The organism is Arthrobacter koreensis, from assembly GCF_035792275.1.
GTDB classification, from domain to species: domain Bacteria; phylum Actinomycetota; class Actinomycetes; order Actinomycetales; family Micrococcaceae; genus Arthrobacter_B; species Arthrobacter_B koreensis_A.
On sequence record NZ_JAMWKK010000001.1, the window covers coordinates 305,530 to 320,472 of the forward strand.

The window sequence follows — 14,943 nt, forward strand, 5'->3', positions numbered from 1 at the left end:
TGATTGACACCACCCTGACCCGCTCCTCGTCGCTGACCAAGAACCAGCTTCCGGGCTGGGCGCTCTGGGCCATCCTGGGCGCTTCGATCGTTCTCGGCGCTGCCTTCTCGGCGCTGCTGGGCTTCAGCATCGCCACGTTCGCGATCTTCGCCGCGGTGCTTTTCGTGGCCGGCAGCACCATCGCCACCCGCGTCGTCGAAGGCAGCCGGCGGGCCACCGACCGCTTCGCGACCAACCTGATCTACGGTGCCTTCATCCTGGCCCTGGTTCCGCTGGTCTCGGTGATCTTCACCGTCCTGGTCCGCGGCATTCCCGGGCTGAGCCCGGACTTCCTGTTCACCTCCATGGGCGGGATGACCGGAACCGTGGACAACGAGACCGTGGCCAGCGGCGGGCCCGTCCTCGGCGGCGCCTACCACGCCATCATGGGCACCCTGCTGATCACGCTCTGGGCCACCATCATCTCCGTGCCGATCGGCCTGCTTACCGCCGTTTACCTGGTCGAATACAGCAAGGGCGGTCCGCTGGCCCGGGCCATCACCTTCTTCGTGGACGTCATGACCGGCATCCCCTCGATCGTGGCCGGCCTGTTCGCCGCCGCGTTCTTCGGCCTGCTCTTCGGGCCGGGCACGCGCACCGGCTTCGTTGCCGCCGTCGCTCTTTCCGTCCTGATGATCCCCGTGGTGGTGCGGTCCACCGAAGAGATGCTCAAGATTGTTCCCAATGAGCTGCGCGAGGCCTCCTACGCCCTGGGCGTGCGGAAATGGCGGACCATCCTGAAGGTCGTGGTTCCGACGGCGATCTCCGGCATCGCCTCGGGTGTCACCCTCGCGATCGCCCGCGTGATCGGTGAAACGGCCCCGCTGCTGGTGACCGCCGGGTTCGTGAACACCATCAACCTGAACGTCTTCGCCGGCTGGATGGCTTCCCTGCCCACCCTGATCTACCGGCAGCTGATGAGCCCCACCTCGCCCACCAACACCGACCCGAGTACCCAGCGTGCCTGGGCCGCGGCGCTGCTGCTGATCCTGATGGTGATGCTGCTCAACCTCGGTGCCCGCCTGGTTGCCCGCATCTTCGCGCCCAAGACCGGCCGCTGACCCCAAGACCCCTCACCGCCCCGGCGGCACGGGAGAACCCGTACGGGAACTCCCCAGGAACAGAACAGAAGGAAGCAAATGTCCAAGCGAATCGACGTCAAGGACCTCAACGTCTACTACGGCGACTTTCTGGCGGTCGAAGACGTCAGCATCAAGATCGATGCACGTTCGGTGACGGCGTTCATCGGTCCGTCCGGCTGCGGCAAGTCCACCTTCCTGCGCACCCTGAACCGCATGCACGAGGTGCTCCCCGGAGCCCGCGTTGAGGGCGAAGTGCTGCTGGACGGGGAAAACCTGTACGGCGCCGGCGTTGACCCGGTAACGGTCCGCAGCCACATCGGCATGGTTTTCCAGCGGCCCAACCCGTTCCCCACGATGTCCATCCGGGACAACGTCCTGGCCGGCGTGAAGCTGAACAACAAGCGGATCTCGCGTTCGGACGCCGATGACCTGGTGGAGAAGTCCCTCACCGGTGCCAACCTCTGGCGCGAGGTCAAGGACCGGCTGGACAAGCCCGGTTCCGGCCTGTCCGGCGGCCAGCAGCAGCGCCTGTGCATCGCCCGTGCGATCGCGGTGTCCCCCGAGGTGATCCTCATGGACGAGCCCTGCTCCGCCCTGGACCCCATTTCCACGCTGGCCATCGAGGACCTGATCGAGGAGCTGAAGAGCGACTACACGGTGGTGATCGTCACGCACAACATGCAGCAGGCGGCCCGCGTCTCGGACAAGACCGCGTTCTTCAACATTGCAGGCACCGGCAAGCCCGGCAAGCTCATCGAGTACGACGACACCACGGTCATCTTCAACAACCCCACTGTGAAGGCCACCGAGGACTACGTCTCCGGCCGCTTCGGGTAAATCCCGCGCCTCCCCTTCCATCGAGAGGCCAGTTACGGCTCTTTTCAGCCCTGGGAAGAGCCGTAACTGGCCTCTCGATTGGGTTTAAGGAGCAGACCGCCGGGATATGCCGGCATGGTGGGAGCGGGGCTCAGAGCAGGGGGCTGAGGGCGAGCAGGAAGATGCCGCCCAGCAGGGCTGCCGCCGGTGCGGTGACCAGCCAGGTGAAGAGGATCTCGCGCAGCGGAATGAACCGGACGGCGGCGAACCGGCGGTTGGCGCCGGCACCCACCACCGCGCTGGTCATGGTCTGCGTGCTGGAGAGCGGGATGTGCAGCCAGAGCCCGCCCAGGAACAGCATGCCGGTGGCCACGGCCTGGGCGCTCATGCCGCGCAGCGGGTCGATGCGCACCAGCCGGTAGCCCAGCGTGTGCGTGATCCGCCAGCCGCCGAAGAGCGCGCCCACGGCCAGGGCGACGCCGGCAAAGACCTGCACGCCCCAGGGGATCTCACCGTCGGAGGAGAACCCCGCCGCCGCCAGCCCCAGCACCAGCACGGCCATGGTCCGCTGCCCGTCCTGCATGCCGTGGCCGAGCGAGAACGCTGCGGACAGCACAGACTGGGCGATCCGGTTGCCGGCATCACCGCGCCGCAGCGAGCTGTACCGCATCAGCCACATCACCGGGTACACCAGCAGGTACGCCAGCACGAAGGCCAGCACGGGGGAGAGGAGCAGGGGCAGGGCGATCTGGTCCCAGAGCAGCCGGAAGGACTCGGACACGCTTGGACCGCCCACCAGCGGGGAAGCGGCTGAGGAGCCCACGATTCCGCCGACCAGGGCATGGGTGGAGGAAGAGGGCATCCGCCGCCACCAGGTCCACAGCCCCCAGGCGCACGCGGCCGCAAGGCCGGCAATGAGGATGCCCAGGCCGCTGCTGCCCTCGGGGAGCTTCACGAACAGGTCAGCGAGCACCAGTGCCAGGGCAGTGCTCATCAGGGCGCCCAGCAGGTTGAAGACGCTGGCCAGCACGACGGCGACTCCCGGCGTGAGTGCCCGGGTGCGGATGGCGGCGGCCACCGAGTTGGAGACGTCGTGGAAGCCGTTGATGAAGGCATACGTGCCCGCGAAGGCGAACACGGCCACCAGCAGTACGGTGGTCAACTAGGATTCCCGGACCAGGATGTTGCCGACGTAGGTGCCCAGCCGGCGAAGCTCCTTCGACGCCGCAGCCAGCTGGTCGGCCAGGTCCCGGTGCCGGATGTAGGACAGGGCCTTGTGGTCGTGGATCAGTTCAGCAAGCCAGATGCGGTGTGTGCGTTCCACCCGCTTGCTCAGCCGGAGCATTTCGATCCAGTAGTCTTCCAGGTCCTCGAGGGAGGCCAGGGTGCGCATGGCGGCCACGGAGAGTTCGGCCTGCCGGCCCAGGACTTCGAGCTGTTCCGCCGCCCGCCGGGAAACGTTGGTCAGTTTGTAGAGCGAGACGATTTCCGCTGCACTGTCCAGCCGTTCCATCAGGGCGAGCAGGATCAGGGACAGGTCGTACAGGTCTTCGCGGGGGAGCGGATTGATGAAACTGGTGCGCATCTGCGTCATGAGCGCGAAATGCAGTTCAGTGGTCTCCGCTTCGAGGGTGTGCAGTTCCTCTGCCAGCCTGGCGAACTCCGCGGGGTCGGCGCCAAGCGCCTCGGACAAGGTCGCCGTGCCGCGGACCGCCTGTGCGGCCATTCGGGAAAGAAGGTCAAGGCCGGCGTTTTCCTGGGGGAACAACCGGAGCTTCACAGGACTGGCCTGTTGTGCTGGGGGCTCATCACACCGGTAAGAATATCCGATGCGGAAAAGAGTAACGGTGCCGGACCGGGAGCGCCTCTCGGCGGAAGGCCGCTCGAAGCGGCTCTAAGTTGAAGCCCGGGGGTTCCGCGGTCCGACACCACTTTCAGTTTTCTACTCGTGGTCCCTGATGTCAACCGGGGTATCCACAGCCCTGGCACGGGATCCGGAGGCTCAGTCCAGTTCTCCCCGCCGCCAGGATTCTGCGGAATGCTCAAGGTCTTCCGCGGTCAGGACCAGCTGCCGGGCGTTGCGGGTCAGCTCGGTGGCCCGGGCGCTGCTGGCTGCTTCCGCGGAGTCGGCATGATGCGTTTCACCGAGGGCCACTACGCGGCAGAAGGCCGCGAAACGCTCCAGGGCGACGTCGAACTCGCCTTCAAAGGCACCCGAGAGAATCGTGTCCGCCATGGTGCGCACTTCTTCGGCTCCCATTGGTTCGGCAACGCCGGAAACAACCCGGGAGACCTGTGCAGCTTCCATGCCGGCAGCGTAGAATACCGCGACCTTCTCCGGATTCTGCTGGACTGCTGCTCGCAGGGCATACAGCCGCCAGAGCGCCCCGGGCAGGGATCTGGCCGGGCTCGTGGCCCAGATCTCCGCGACGGCCTCCAGGCCCTGCTGGTCGGCCAGTTCTACCAGCCGGCGGGTGACCTCGGGGTCATCGCTTTCCCTGCCGTGGTGCACCAGGGCCTGCGCCGCCAGGTGGGCAGCTTCCGAGACCCGGGCAGGATCAGCGCCGCCGGGATGGTTGGCGAAGTCCATGGGTGCATACAGCTTGGGCTTGTGGTGACGGGGAACCGATGCATTCGACTCAGTCATGTCTTGAGAATACTCCCGCCGGTGCGGGGAATCGAAGCTGCTTTCGGCAGACGGAAACCCGCGGTCCCAAGGCTGTGGATTCCCGGCCCGCAGAGGGTTTCCACGATTCCCGAGCCGTGCGATAAAGTGGAAAAGTCGACGTGGCGGCTCTTATGCTGCCGTGTCGATGGGGGGCCTTTAGCTCAGTTGGTAGAGCATCGGACTTTTAATCCGTGGGTCGTGGGTTCGAGCCCCACAGGGCCCACCCGCCGCTTAATGCAGAACACCCCGGTTCCTGAAGGAGCCGGGGTGTTCTGCTGTCCGGGCCTGTCCTGCGCCCCGGAGGCCGTTAGTTTTCGGCGGCCCGCCGCAGCAGTTTGTGCGTGCCGTCGCACCACGGTTTGATCCGCGAACCGGCGCACCGGCACAGGGCCACGGTTTCCCGGTTTTTGGGCACCTCGTTGCCCTCGCTGTCCTGGATTTCGAAGTCGCCGCGCACCAGCAGCGGACCGCCGGGGCATTCCGTCACGGCGAAGGGTTCTGCGTCCCCGGCATCCGGGGAGGGGACAACGGTGACCTTGGACCCCGGAACGGGAACTGTGTCCCTGCCGGGCTGTGCGCTCATGCCGGGACTCCTGCGGCTGCTGCAGCGGCGTCCAGGGCCTGGGTGTCCACGCGGGACCGGTCGGTCTCCCGGAGGGCCGTGCGGCCCTCCTTCCAGGCTGCCAGCTGCTCTTCGCCCTGCAGGGCATCCAGGGCCAGGACGGTGGCTGCCCCAAAAAGGATGTCTTCCAGCAGCTCCGGCTCGGCTTCTGCCAGCCCGCCGGCGAAGTCCCGGGCGGCGATCTGTTCGTGCACTGCATCCGCCTCAACGTGCTCATCGAAGTAGAACGTGACTTCGGGGCCGTAGCCGGCCCGCTTGAAGCCCCGCGCGTAGAAAGAGTTCGGGATCGAAGAGGTCATTTCGAAAGCCGCGAGGTGCCCGGCGATGCAGCCCCTCAGCCGGCGGTTCAGGCCGAACAGGGACATCGCGTTCGAGGAGGCGAGAACCAGGGCCGGAATGCGGTCCAGATAGCGGCCGTAGGTGGTGTCCAGGCCAAGCCCCTCCATGGTGCGGGCGAAGAGTGCGGAGTGCATCCGTTCCGGCCGTCCGCCGCCGTACTCGTCAGCCTGGATTTCCACCAGGGCCGCTTTCGCGCGCCCCACGGCCATCCGGGGGATGGCCCAGCTGTGCGGGTCGGCCTCGCGGAGCTGGTACACGGAGCGCAGCACCAGGAATTCCCTGAGCTGGTCTTCGGTGGCGTGCCTGGCAATGAACCGGGACACGCTGGGGCCGTCGTCGTCCGCCGCCAGCGTGAACAGCGTCTGGGCTACTTCCTCGGCAACCGGGGCGGGGGCTGCGGGAACCGGAACGGCCCGGCGCAGGGCAGTCTCAAAAGCTGATTCGAGCCTTCTGCGTACGCGGATGAGTTCCGGCTGCCATTCAAGGTCCGGATCGATGCCGTCCAGCCCGCTGTAGTGCAGCTCGTACAGGAGGAACAGGGCCAGCTGGAGGTCATCATCCCGGAGGATGTCCGTGGTGCCGGCGAGGACCAGTGCGGCAGCGTCGTCGAGCTTTCCGTACTGTTCGGCAGTCGCCTGCGGGCCGTCATGCAGCACGGTCAGGAGCGCGGCGGTGAGTTCGCCGCGCGGGGCAGGTACCAACATGTCATTCCTTAGCTGTGAGGCGTCATGCAATGCTTGAGTCTTCCGAATACCTCGGTGGAAAACATTGTTTATCAGCATACTTGGTAAATTTTGGTTATGTAGTGACCGCTGCGTGAGCGGGGGATGCTGGGAGGAGGCGGCGCATGGACTCAGGCTTTCTGGAAGCCCTGCCTGCCCTGGTTCTTGCCGCAGCCGCGGTCGGTTTCACGGCCCCGGCACTGGACTCGGCCCTTCGCCGGGAGGACGGCGAACGGCTGTTCTGGGTAGGTCTCACCGGTGGCCTGGCAGTCGTTGCCGCCATCGCCTGGGCAGGACTGGCGGCCCCGGGTGCGGCGGCCGCGGCCGGCCTCCTGGCGCTGGGCGGCTCCGCGGGTGCCTGGTACTGGCTGGCGCGCCGGCACCGGGCCAGGAAGCGGGCGCGGATCCACAAACTTCGCCGCCGGCGCCTGGAGTCACTCGCCCGCAGGCGGGAAGCCATCCTGCTGGAATGGGGCTCATACGAACTTGACCCCTGGAAAGGCGCAGAGTTCCCAGGCCTGACGGATGTGCGGGAGAAGGAGACCAGCCTGCTGGCACGGGCTGCCCGGGAGGCGCTCGCGGCCCAGGCGGCCGCACAGGCTGAAGCCGGCGGCGAGGAGGCGATGGAACGCTACGGCACTGCCGTGGGGGAACTCGAAGCTGCGTGGGAACGTGCCCGGGACGCCGCAAGACGGCGGGCAGGCTGACTCTGAGGGGAGCTGGAAAGCGCCGTTAATTGGAGCTGGCTCCCGCCTCTGCATATGGGGGGAACGCAGAGGGGGGAGCCAGTGCTAGAAGTATACTGATCCGGTAGCAGGGAATCCAATCGAGCGGTCCGGGGGGTCAAATGGGGGTCTCCGCAAAGGCCTTCCAGAGTTGGCGGACCCTGGTTGCACCCGATGAATCCACGGCGGACCTGTGCCGGAAGACGGGTATCAAGCGTTCGACGCTGGCCCAGCAGCTGGTGCGGGGAAACGTCGCCGTCTCCACTGTGGTGCGCGCGGCCCGGGCCTACGGCCAGGACCCGGTTGCAGCACTGTCCGGCTTCGAGGGATTCCACGGACTGGCTGAGGGTCGGCGCGCACCTACTTCGGCAGAACTCATCAGCCAGGTCCCCTATCAGTGCATCCTCAAGTACCTCCTGGCCAGGGCCGAGGCGGATCCCGAGCATCCGGCGGTTCCAGAGGTTGCCGGTTATGCGGAATCCATCGCGGTGCGGCCCTGGTTCGACGCCGTGGACCCGGGGGACCTGCGCCACCAGCTTTCCGCCGCAACCGGCATGGCACCGCAGAATATTTCCGCGCAGCTCACGGCCGGGCGGCTTTCCACCCGGCTCGCCGTCGAGGCCGCGCGGCAGGCAGGAGTGTCGCTGACCAGCGGCCTGGTGGTCACCGGTGTGCTGCATCCTGATGAAGGCGGGTGGCCGGCCCGGGGGCGGGAAGAAGCCCTGGCCGCCCTCTCTGATGCCGACCTGGCTGCCCTGGCCAGGGACCGGCTGGATGGACTGGCGAAAGCGCTGCGCAAGCGTGAGCAGGACGAAAAGTACGACGACGCACTCTTGGAGAATTTAGGATGACCGTGGGATTCGCTGTGCAGGTGTCGGCGTTTGTGCTGAGCTCGCTTTTCGCCCTGTTCCGGCTTCCGGATGCCGTCCGCGGCCGTAACCGCAGCATCTTCTTCTGCATGGTGCTGATCGCTGTTTCAACCGGGCTCAGCCTGCCGGTCTTCTACGAATTCATCGATCCGCTGCTGGGCGGGATGAACCTGGCGAACCTCCTGCTGCGGTATTCGCTCTACGGTGTCTTCGTGATCCTGGGCCTGCGGGGTGCCGCGGCCTTCGGCGCCGAATGGTCCCGCCGGCTGATCGTCGGGCCCGTGGGGCTGGTAGTCCTGGGCGTCATTGCCGTGCTGACGGCTGGTTTTTTTGCTGCCAGCGACATCCCGGAAACCTCGACCGGCCTGCTGGACTACGGCGACCAGGTCACGGTGGAGGTCTACGGAATGCTTGGCCGGCTCTACCCGGCATATGTTGCGGCCTGCGTCTGTGCTCCTGCGCTCGCGGCTGCCCGCAACCCCCGCTACCGCACGCCGCACCGCCTGGGGTCGGGCCTGTTCGGAACCGGCCTGGCCGTGGTGGTGGCCTTCACGGCGATGGCGCTGGTTATGGACCTGGGTGTCTTCATGGTGCTGCTGCCGTTTTCCGCTGTCATCCTGGTTGTCTCAGGCCTGGCTGTGATGTGGATATCGAACCGTCTCCAGCTGAGGCGGCCCAAGCGGAGCCCGCTAGCAGACCGTTATGAAAATGTGAAATGAAAATCACAGGATACGTTCACAAATTCATGCCTCTGTGCCAGACTAATGAATATGTAACGTCCGCTGCCTGTGGGGGGTCAGCGTGAAGTTGCTATCGAAGCCAGCGGCCACCGGCCGCTGGCTTCGCTTTGTTTAGGGGCAGGAACCCGGCACCGGCGGGCCGGGACTAGGTTGCGTCGAGGTCCGTTTCAAGGATCTTCACCAGCGCATCAAGCGCCGCGTCCGCTCCGTCGCCGTCGGCCCGCAGAACCACCACGTCGCCGTGGGAGGCGCCGAGGCTCATCAGCGAGAGCATGCTGGAAGCGTCCATCGCCTCCTCGGCCGGCTCACCCTTCATCGCAATGGTCACTTCCACGGGCTGCTCAGCAGCCGCTTCGGCGAACAGGGAAGCGGGGCGGGCATGGAGCCCGACCCTGCTGGCTATCGTGGCTTCGCGTTCTGGCATTGGGTCTTCCTTCCGGTTGGTGTTCGGCTGGTCCCTAGAGACCCAGCTGTTCAAGGATGGACAACCTGCTCCGAACCTGGGTCCGGGCTTCGGACGCCGTGTGGGCGACCATGGCGATTCCGGCAAGTTCCTGGGCCTCGGCAAGTGTCACGGAAGCCAGGACGGCTCCCACCGTGGACAGTACCCGGGGAGTCATGGACAGCGTGTTCACGCCAATGCCGGTAAGCACGACGGCGAGGGCCGGGTCCGCCGCGGCCTCACCGCAGACGCCCACATTGCGCGGCACGCTGTCCGCCGCCCCTGCCAGCGCACCGCCCTGGACCGTCATGGCTATCAGCTGCAAAACGGCCGGCTGCCACGGGTCGTTGAGGGAGGCCAGGGTTCCCAGCTGCCGGTCCGCCGCCATGGTGTACTGCGTCAGGTCGTTGGTGCCAAGGGAGGCGAACCTGACCTTGGAGAGCACGGCCTCGGCCTTGATTGCCGCAGCAGGAACCTCGATCATCACCCCCGGCGTCGCGAGGCCGGCGGCCGCGCACATCACGGCAAAGTCCGATGCCTCGTCGGCGGTGGAGATCATCGGGGCCATTACCCAGACATCGCAGTCGTGCGAGCCGGCGGCGTCGGCGATCGCCTCAAGCTGGCGGGTCAGGACGCCGGGGGCGGACCGGTCGGTCCGGAAGCCGCGCACGCCCAGCGCCGGGTTGGGTTCAGTCGAGTCGGTGAGGAACGGCAGCGGCTTGTCCGCCCCGGCGTCGAGCGTCCGCACCACAACCTTCCGTCCCGGGAAAGCCGCGAAAACCGCGCCGTAGGCTGCAACCTGTTCCTCCAGGCTGGGTTCGGAATCCCGCCCGAGGAAACAGAACTCGGTACGCAGCAGGCCCACACCTTCCGCCCCTGCCGCGGCAGCCGCCTCTGCGTCCTTGCCGGAGCCGACGTTGGCCAGCAGCGGCACGCGGTGTCCGTCAGACGTGCTGCCCACCCCGTTGAAGGCGGGAAGCGATGACCGGGAGGCGTACTTCTGGGCGGCCTCGCGTTCGGCAACCCCGGGGTTCACCACCACCGTTCCGGTTCCTCCGTCGAGGTATATCTCCGCGCCGTCGACGATCGAGTCAGCACTCGCCGCACCCACCACTGCCGGAAGCCCGAGCGACCGGGCGAGGATGGCGGTGTGGGACTGCGGCCCGCCGCCGCTGGTGACCAGTCCAATCACCAGGGCCGGATCCAGGGTGGCTGTATCGGCGGGTGCCAGCTCCTCTGCTGTGAGGATGAACGGAACGTCCGACGCCGGGATGCCGGGGGCAGGAAGGCCGTCCAGCTGCGCAACGACGCGGGAACGGACGTCCAGGACGTCCTGCGTGCGTTCGGCCATGTAGCCGCCGAGGCCCTGCAGCATTGCTGCGACTTCCAGGCCGGCTTCCCAGACGGCGCGGTCGGCTGCCATGCCCTGGTTGATGTGTTTGCCGGCGGCCTTCAGCAGCATGGGGTCCGTGGCCATCATCGCGGTGGCGTCCAGAACTGCCTTGGCGTCCCCGGAGGCTACGGAGGAGCGGTGTTTCAAGTCCTCGCGAACCGCTTCCGCGGCGTCCTTCAGCCGTGCCTTTTCCTGGTCGACTGAACTTTCGGGGGCGTACTTTGAGTCGGCGTCGGGCTCCGGCACCGGCGGGGGCATCCGCAGTGAAGGCCCCAGGACCCGGCCCGGACTGACTCCGATTCCCTTGATGGTGCGCATCACTGAACCTCTCTGTGGAACAAAACCGGACTCCTACGCAACGACGGGCTCCTCAGCCTGTTTGGGGGCGGTGAGGCGTTTGAGCCCAACCAGGACCAGTGCGCTGACGACCATACCCGCCAGGATGGCCACGATGAACATAAAGACGTTGCCGATGGCGAAGAAAACGAAGATTCCGCCGTGCGGTGCCTGTGACGTTACTCCGGTGCCCATGCAGATCGCGCCGGCCACTGCGCCGCCGAGCATGGTGGAAGGAATCACCCGCAGCGGATCGGCTGCCGCGAACGGAATGGCGCCCTCGGAAATGAACGCAGCGCCCAGCAGCCAGGCTGCCTTGCCGTTTTCCCGCAGGGCCATGGTGAACTGGCTCTTGTCCAGGACCGTCGCCAGGGCCATGCCCAGCGGCGGGACCATGCCGGCTGCCATGACCGCTGCCATGATCTGCCAGGGTGCCTGGTTCTCGAAGGACCCTTCACCCAGTCCGGCAACTGCGAACGCGTAGGCCACTTTGTTGATGGGTCCGCCGAGGTCCGCGCCCATCATCAGGCCCAGGATCACGCCCAGTCCGATCGCAGCGACTCCGGTAAGCCCTGACAACCAGTCGTTGAGGGCCAGCGTTAGGGCAGCGATGGGCCCGCCAAGCACCAGCAGCAGCAGCCCGGAGGCTACGAGCGAGGCGATGAGCGGAATGATGACCACCGGCATCAGCCCGCGCAGCCAGCTCGGCACCTTCCAGCCGCCCACCCACATGGCCACGTAACCGGCCAGCAGGCCGCCGGCGATTCCGCCCAGGAACCCGGCGTCCATGTACAGGGCGACGGCACCGGCGGTAAACCCCGGGGCGATGCCCGGCCGGTCCGCCAGGGCATAGGCGATGTAGCCGGCCAGGGCGGGGACCAGGAAGCCGAGGGAGATGTTGCCGATTTTCCAGAAGACGGCGCCCAGATAGGCCAGCAAGCCGTCCGGGGGGAGGTTGAAGAGGCCCGTTCCGTCCAGGATGACGTCCCCGTTCAAAACGCCATCATCGTTGGAGAGGGAAAGCTCGTATCCGCCCAGCAGGAACCCGAGGGCGATCAGGAGGCCGCCGCCGGCAACGAACGGAATCATGTAGCTGACACCGGTGAGCAGCGCCCGCTTGAGCTGTCCGCCGAAGCTCTCCCCGCCGGCCGAGGCGCGCTCGTCTCCGCCCCCGCCTCCGCCGCCGGTAACCTTCCGCGAGTTCGGGTCCTTGGCTGCGGCCAGGGCTTCGTCGATCATGACTCCGGGCTCATCAATGCCGCGCTTAACCGGGCCGCTGACCACCGGTTTGCCGGCGAAGCGGCCCTTGTCCCGGACATCGACGTCGACGGCGAAAATCACGGCGTCCGCATTCCGAATCACCTCTGGATCAAGCGGCGTGGAGCCCGCAGACCCCTGTGTCTCGACCTGCAGGTCGATCCCGCGCTCCGCAGCCGCGGCAGCCAGGGAGTCTGCTGCCATATAGGTGTGCGCGATTCCGGTGGGGCAGGCTGTCACGGCTACCAGCCGTTCCGGCCGGGGGCCGGTCGCAGATGCGGGGGCATCGCCCGACGTCGCTGTCCCGCCCCCGTCATGCACCTCCCCGCCGCGGCGCTCGCCGCCAGTGCCTTCGGCGTGGGCGCCCCGGTGTGCTCCTCCGACCGCTGCGGTTGCTCCGCCGGCGGCCGAACCCGCGGCTGCACCGCCTGCCGCAGCGCCGGAGGTGCCCGTCCCGGACCCTGCTGGCGCGGCGTCTGCCGCCGGGGTTCCGGCAGTGCCGGACGGGCCGGCTTCCGGTACGGGTCCCAGGCCCAGGGCGCCGTCGACCAGTTCAACGACTGCCTGCGGAGTCTCGGCGCTGCGCAGGGACGCCGTGAAGTCCTTCTTGATCAGGGACCGTGCCAGCTTGGCCAGCAGCTGCAAATGTTCCTGGTCTGCGCCCTCCGGTGCGGCGATGAAGAACACGATGTCCGCCGGGCCGTCTTTCGCTCCCCAGTCAACGGGAGGTTCGAGCCGGGCCATCGCAAGGGATGCCTGGGTGACTGCGGCGGAGCGGCAGTGCGGAATGGCGATTCCGCCCGGGACGCCCGTGGCCGTCTTCTGCTCCCTGGCCATGGCATCGGCGAAGAGTTCCTCCAGACTCGATGCCCGGCCTGCCGACACCACTTTTTCGGCCAGATGGCGGATGACTGATTCCCTTGTGCCGCCAAGATTCTGGTCCAGAGTGACCAATTCCGGGGTAATAAGCTCTGACATCAGTCCTGCTCCTTCGGCGTGGGTGTAGCCGGGCCGCGCCTGGCGCTCGAGGCGGGCACTGGGTGGAGTTCAAGCGGGGTGACGGTTACGGCCCCCGGATCCGTCTGTTCGAGTGAGGGCACGGTGGTTCCGGGCAGGGAAGCCGCGGCCGCGCCGTGTGCCACGGCCTGGCGCAGGCATTCAGGCGGGGTGCGGCCTTCGGTCTGCGCCAGCAGGTAACCGGCCAGGGATGAATCCCCGGCACCAACCGTGGACCGGGGGATTACGGGCGGACGTGTCGCCAGCCAGGCGCCGTCGGCCGTCACCAGCAGCGCACCCCGGGCACCCAGGGTGGCGAGAACCGCACTGACACCCCGCTCCACCAGCGTCAGTGCGGCGCCCGCGGCCAGGACCGGGTCAGCTTCCAGTTCATCCCCGCTGGCGATGCCCGTCACTTCCGCGAGTTCCTCGCCGTTGGGCTTGAGCAGGTTGGGCATGGCATCGTGCAGCAGGGCGCCCAGCAGCGGAGGGCCTGAGGAGTCAATGGCCAGCAGCGGGCTGGCGGCCCCGAAGCGGGAGCGGAGGGCATGTGCCACCACTGCGTAGTAGTCCGGCGGCACACCGGGCGGCAGGGACCCGGCCAGCACCAGCCAGCCGGCCGGACCGGTCCCTTCCGTGCCGCTGCAGGCATCGAGGGTCAAAGCCAGCAGGCTCTCCTGGACCGCCGCGCTCAGCTCCGGTCCGGGAAGGTTGATCTTCGTGGTGGTGCCGTCGGGTTCAGTGAGCGTCAGGTTCGCCCGCAGCGGCGCGCCGATGGGAAGGTTCCGGTGTGCGATTCCCGCAGACCGCAGAGCCTGCACCACAGGATCGGCGTTATCACCCGGCAGCACCGCCGCGCAGGGAGATCCGGACGCAGCCAGCGCCCGGCAGACGTTCACGCCCTTGCCGCCTGGCTCCTCATGTATTCCGGCGGCACGCTGGACGGCGCCGCGGACCAGGACTCCGGACAGGTCAACCGTCCGGTCGAGGCTTGGATTGGCGGTGAGCGTCACGATGGCGCCCCGGTTCTTTCCTGCGTACATGTGCCCCCGCATTCAGTGGCCGCGACGCACGACTATGCGCTTCTGCAACGGTAGGTTCCCGGTCTGGCCAATGCAATGGTTCCCCTTCGGCGGAGGCGCTGACCGGCGCAAACGTTCCCCGGGCCTTCCGGCGCCTAGGCTGGAGGGCATGCATCCGGTCACCTGGTCCGTACCCGAAAACGCGCGCGCGGGCACACATCTGCTGGTCATGCTCCATGGATACGGGTCGGACGAGACGGCGCTGACGCCGCTGTTCCGGCACCTGCCCCGCGGCGTCACCGGTGCTGCGCTGAGGGGCCCGTTCGACGTCGGCGGGCGCAGCGGGTGGTTCCTCCTGGACCCGATGCTGGAGTCGGACGAAGCTGACGTGCTGGCCGCGGGATCAAGCCTCCTGGCCACCGTTTCGGAGCTGAAGCGGCAGGGCGGGTTCACCGGCGTTTCCCTGCTGGGATTCTCCCAGGGCATGGCCATGGCGGTGACCGCCCTGCGGCTCAAACCGGACGCGTTCACCTGCGTTGTTGGGCTGTCAGGATTCGTCGTGGCCAGTGAGCTGCTGGCCATGGCCGAGCCGCTAACCCGGAAGGTTCCTTTTTTCTGGGGCCGGGACAGGGACGACTGGGTGATCCATTCCGAGGCCGTGGCGTCCGCGGCAGAATGGCTTGAAGCGAATACCGCACTGACGGCCCGGACGTACCCCGGCATGGGCCACCGCATTGGCGGGGACGAAGTGCGTGATGTGGGCATTTTCCTGCGCACTTTTGCCCTTCCCGAGGAAAAAAATAAGGCCCCTTATTAGCGCTCTGACTAGGCATTATGTTCTCAGGGGTGGTGAATCCCGCAGCAAATGACTTCGC

The 14,943-nt window shown here is 67.1% G+C and carries 15 protein-coding genes and 1 tRNA gene; 7 read left to right on the forward strand and 9 right to left on the reverse strand.

The features are described 5' to 3' along the window. Positions 1-2: 2 nt before the first annotated feature. Both pstA and pstB read left to right on the forward strand, forming a co-directional pair. Positions 3-1,100: a phosphate ABC transporter permease PstA gene (gene pstA, locus NGB94_RS01460; protein ID WP_325788674.1), complete on the forward strand. Its 1,098-nt coding sequence runs from the start codon at positions 3-5 to the stop codon at positions 1,098-1,100. 78 nt (positions 1,101-1,178) lie between these two features. Further along, complete coding sequence (gene pstB, locus NGB94_RS01465; protein ID WP_325788543.1) at positions 1,179-1,958, forward strand: phosphate ABC transporter ATP-binding protein PstB; 780 nt, start codon at positions 1,179-1,181, stop codon at positions 1,956-1,958. 130 nt (positions 1,959-2,088) lie between these two features. On the opposite strand, the gene NGB94_RS01470 is transcribed toward pstB, so the two are convergent. The 3 genes from NGB94_RS01470 to NGB94_RS01480 all read right to left on the reverse strand — a co-directional run bounded on the left by NGB94_RS01470 (position 2,089) and on the right by NGB94_RS01480 (position 4,584). Further along, the gene (locus NGB94_RS01470; protein WP_325788545.1) at positions 2,089-3,099 is read right to left on the reverse strand and encodes an inorganic phosphate transporter; all 1,011 of its coding nucleotides are present in this window, start codon (positions 3,097-3,099) and stop codon (positions 2,089-2,091) included. Then, on the reverse strand, positions 3,100-3,717 hold the full coding sequence (locus NGB94_RS01475) for a nuclease PIN (RefSeq protein ID WP_325788546.1): 618 nt from the start codon (positions 3,715-3,717) through the stop codon (positions 3,100-3,102). Positions 3,718-3,939: 222 nt separating this feature from the next. Continuing rightward, entirely contained in the window at positions 3,940-4,584 is a 645-nt protein-coding gene (locus NGB94_RS01480; protein ID WP_325788548.1) for a hypothetical protein, read from the reverse strand. A gap of 171 nt (positions 4,585-4,755) precedes the next feature. Here NGB94_RS01480 and NGB94_RS01485 point away from each other — a divergent pair. Then, positions 4,756-4,828, forward strand: a tRNA-Lys gene (locus tag NGB94_RS01485). Positions 4,829-4,912: 84 nt separating this feature from the next. Here NGB94_RS01485 and NGB94_RS01490 read toward each other — a convergent pair. Together NGB94_RS01490 and NGB94_RS01495 are read right to left on the reverse strand one after the other, a co-directional pair. After that, a complete protein-coding gene (locus tag NGB94_RS01490) occupies positions 4,913-5,188 on the reverse strand; it encodes a CDGSH iron-sulfur domain-containing protein (RefSeq protein WP_325788549.1) in 276 nt (91 codons plus the stop codon). After that, positions 5,185-6,270 (reverse strand): iron-containing redox enzyme family protein, encoded by a 1,086-nt coding sequence (locus tag NGB94_RS01495; RefSeq protein WP_325788550.1) that lies wholly within the window; start codon positions 6,268-6,270, stop codon positions 5,185-5,187. Before NGB94_RS01495 ends, NGB94_RS01490 begins: the two co-directional genes overlap by 4 nt. Before the next feature lie 143 nt (positions 6,271-6,413). On the opposite strand from NGB94_RS01495, the gene NGB94_RS01500 reads away from it, so the two are divergent. The 3 genes from NGB94_RS01500 to NGB94_RS01510 all read left to right on the forward strand — a co-directional run bounded on the left by NGB94_RS01500 (position 6,414) and on the right by NGB94_RS01510 (position 8,601). Then, entirely contained in the window at positions 6,414-6,995 is a 582-nt protein-coding gene (locus tag NGB94_RS01500; RefSeq protein ID WP_325788552.1) for a hypothetical protein, read from the forward strand. A 140-nt stretch (positions 6,996-7,135) separates the two neighbouring features. Beyond that, the gene (locus tag NGB94_RS01505) at positions 7,136-7,864 is read left to right on the forward strand and encodes a hypothetical protein (RefSeq protein WP_325788553.1); all 729 of its coding nucleotides are present in this window, start codon (positions 7,136-7,138) and stop codon (positions 7,862-7,864) included. After that, a complete protein-coding gene (locus tag NGB94_RS01510; RefSeq protein ID WP_325788555.1) occupies positions 7,861-8,601 on the forward strand; it encodes a hypothetical protein in 741 nt (246 codons plus the stop codon). Before NGB94_RS01505 ends, NGB94_RS01510 begins: the two co-directional genes overlap by 4 nt. 166 nt (positions 8,602-8,767) lie before the next feature. Here the strand turns inward: NGB94_RS01510 and NGB94_RS01515 are convergent, their stop codons facing one another. From NGB94_RS01515 to NGB94_RS01530, 4 genes are read right to left on the reverse strand one after another with little or no spacing between them, the layout of a single operon-like run. Continuing rightward, a complete protein-coding gene (locus NGB94_RS01515) occupies positions 8,768-9,046 on the reverse strand; it encodes an HPr family phosphocarrier protein (protein WP_325788556.1) in 279 nt (92 codons plus the stop codon). A 34-nt stretch (positions 9,047-9,080) separates the two neighbouring features. Beyond that, positions 9,081-10,775 carry a phosphoenolpyruvate--protein phosphotransferase gene (gene ptsP, locus NGB94_RS01520; RefSeq protein WP_325788557.1) on the reverse strand — a complete coding sequence of 565 codons (1,695 nt, stop codon included), beginning with the start codon at positions 10,773-10,775 and terminating at the stop codon, positions 9,081-9,083. A gap of 33 nt (positions 10,776-10,808) precedes the next feature. Continuing rightward, positions 10,809-13,028 carry a fructose-specific PTS transporter subunit EIIC gene (locus tag NGB94_RS01525; RefSeq protein ID WP_325788559.1) on the reverse strand — a complete coding sequence of 740 codons (2,220 nt, stop codon included), beginning with the start codon at positions 13,026-13,028 and terminating at the stop codon, positions 10,809-10,811. Further along, on the reverse strand, positions 13,028-14,089 hold the full coding sequence (locus tag NGB94_RS01530) for a hexose kinase (RefSeq protein WP_325788561.1): 1,062 nt from the start codon (positions 14,087-14,089) through the stop codon (positions 13,028-13,030). The genes NGB94_RS01525 and NGB94_RS01530 overlap by 1 nt, the downstream gene beginning before the upstream one ends. Positions 14,090-14,237: 148 nt before the next feature. On the opposite strand from NGB94_RS01530, the gene NGB94_RS01535 reads away from it, so the two are divergent. After that, positions 14,238-14,885, forward strand: a complete 648-nt coding sequence (locus NGB94_RS01535; protein ID WP_325788562.1) for a phospholipase — start codon at positions 14,238-14,240, stop codon at positions 14,883-14,885. Positions 14,886-14,943: the final 58 nt, after the last annotated feature.

Bases quoted from the DNA above. Each gene is read 5' to 3' on its own strand.
- NGB94_RS01490 (WP_325788549.1), bottom strand. From the start codon at position 5,188: ATGAGCGCACAGCCCGGCAGGGACACAGTTCCCGTTCCGGGGTCCAAG.
- NGB94_RS01480 (WP_325788548.1), bottom strand. From the start codon at position 4,584: ATGACTGAGTCGAATGCATCGGTTCCCCGTCACCACAAGCCCAAGCTG.
- NGB94_RS01530 (WP_325788561.1), bottom strand. From the start codon at position 14,089: ATGTACGCAGGAAAGAACCGGGGCGCCATCGTGACGCTCACCGCCAAT.
- NGB94_RS01515 (WP_325788556.1), bottom strand. From the start codon at position 9,046: ATGCCAGAACGCGAAGCCACGATAGCCAGCAGGGTCGGGCTCCATGCC.
- pstB (WP_325788543.1), top strand. From the start codon at position 1,179: ATGTCCAAGCGAATCGACGTCAAGGACCTCAACGTCTACTACGGCGAC.
- NGB94_RS01500 (WP_325788552.1), top strand. From the start codon at position 6,414: ATGGACTCAGGCTTTCTGGAAGCCCTGCCTGCCCTGGTTCTTGCCGCA.
- NGB94_RS01495 (WP_325788550.1), bottom strand. From the start codon at position 6,270: ATGTTGGTACCTGCCCCGCGCGGCGAACTCACCGCCGCGCTCCTGACC.
- ptsP (WP_325788557.1), bottom strand. From the start codon at position 10,775: ATGCGCACCATCAAGGGAATCGGAGTCAGTCCGGGCCGGGTCCTGGGG.
- NGB94_RS01525 (WP_325788559.1), bottom strand. From the start codon at position 13,028: ATGTCAGAGCTTATTACCCCGGAATTGGTCACTCTGGACCAGAATCTT.
- NGB94_RS01535 (WP_325788562.1), top strand. From the start codon at position 14,238: ATGCATCCGGTCACCTGGTCCGTACCCGAAAACGCGCGCGCGGGCACA.
- NGB94_RS01505 (WP_325788553.1), top strand. From the start codon at position 7,136: ATGGGGGTCTCCGCAAAGGCCTTCCAGAGTTGGCGGACCCTGGTTGCA.
- NGB94_RS01510 (WP_325788555.1), top strand. From the start codon at position 7,861: ATGACCGTGGGATTCGCTGTGCAGGTGTCGGCGTTTGTGCTGAGCTCG.